Origin of the sequence: Desulfofundulus sp. (assembly GCF_049701015.1) — a bacterium.
Classification (GTDB): domain Bacteria; phylum Bacillota; class Desulfotomaculia; order Desulfotomaculales; family Desulfovirgulaceae; genus Desulfofundulus.
Window position 1 is genome coordinate 1 of record NZ_JBNATZ010000417.1, and the last position, 1,346, is coordinate 1,346.

Below are 1,346 nucleotides of genomic sequence, written 5' to 3' on the forward strand. Positions count from 1 at the left end.
CTGGAACCTATGAGTTCCCATGAGCGCAGGATTATCCATACGGCCCTTCAAGGAAGGGACGATATTTATACCTATAGCGAGGGTGAAGAACCGTATCGCAAAATAATTATCTCACCCAAAAAATGATGACTGTAAAATGAAGACCCAGCCGGTCTTATCCTGGCTGGGTTTTTTCAAATGGTGGTGGTCTGTATGTTGGACGATACCATTGCTGCTATTGCTACACCACCGGGTGAAGGAGCCATCGGTATTGTCCGTGTTTCCGGTCCCGGTGCCATTGAGATTGCCGAGAAATTGTTTGTCAGCCGTACGGGTGCTGATTGGCGTAACCAGGGTAGCCATCGCTTATTTTACGGTTTGGTGGTTGACCCGTCCACAGGGCAACCGGTGGATGAGGTCCTGATGGGTGTTATGTATGCACCACGGACTTATACCAGGGAAGACATTGTGGAGTTTAACTGTCACGGCGGTATCGTCCCCTTGCGCCGGACCCTGGAACTTGTGCTGCAGCATGGCGCCAGGCTTGCCGAGCCTGGCGAATTCACACGCCGGGCTTTTTTAAATGGTCGCCTGGACCTGGCACAGGCTGAATCCATTCTGGATATTATCCGTTCCAAGACGGAAGCTGGTCTTTCTGTCGCCATGTCCTTATTAACCGGGGAACTATCTTCCAGAGTGCGTGCCTTTCAGGAGCGTCTGCTCGGTCTGGTGGCCCGCGTGGAAGCAAGTATTGATTTTCCTGAAGATGTTGGTGATGAGGGTCTGAGGGAAGAGTTGATGGAAGCTGTACGCCATATTATGCATGAACTGGAGGAGCTTCTCCGGCAGGCCCGGTTTGGGAGGGTTTACCGGGAGGGTTTGCGTACTGTTATCGTGGGGCGGCCAAATGTTGGTAAATCATCCTTACTTAACTCGCTGCTGCGGGAGAAGCGGGCCATTGTCACTGAAATTCCCGGGACCACCAGAGATGTTATAGAGGAAGTTGTGAATATCAGGGGTATACCCATTTGTCTGGCTGATACAGCCGGCTTGCGAGAAACCGATGATATAGTTGAGAAGATTGGTGTTGAGCGTTCCCGGGAGCTGGTTAAAGCGGCCGACATGGTCCTTGTAGTGCTGGATGCAAGTACCGGTCTGACGGCTGAGGATCGTTCCGTACTGGAGCTGGTTAAGGGGCAAAAGGGAATTATACTGGTTAACAAGTGTGATATAGGTGACGGTCAAGCGGTGGCCCGCCAGGTTGGCCGGCTCTTCCCCGATAAGCCCGTCAAGGTAATTTCGGTGAAGACGGGTGAGGGCCTCGATCAGGTGGAAGAGGCTATCGAACAGATGGTTTTCGGCGGTCA

The 1,346-nt window shown here is 52.4% G+C and carries 2 protein-coding genes; both read left to right on the plus strand.

Annotated elements, in window-relative coordinates; genetic code table 11:
- Positions 1-126 (plus strand): R3H domain-containing nucleic acid-binding protein (locus tag ACPLUI_RS15015; RefSeq protein ID WP_424661047.1); only part of this gene is annotated, 126 nt, incomplete at its 5' end.
- 66 nt (positions 127-192) lie between these two features.
- Positions 193-1,346: tRNA uridine-5-carboxymethylaminomethyl(34) synthesis GTPase MnmE (gene mnmE / locus ACPLUI_RS15020; RefSeq protein WP_424661046.1), on the plus strand; the 1,154-nt coding region annotated here is incomplete at its 3' end.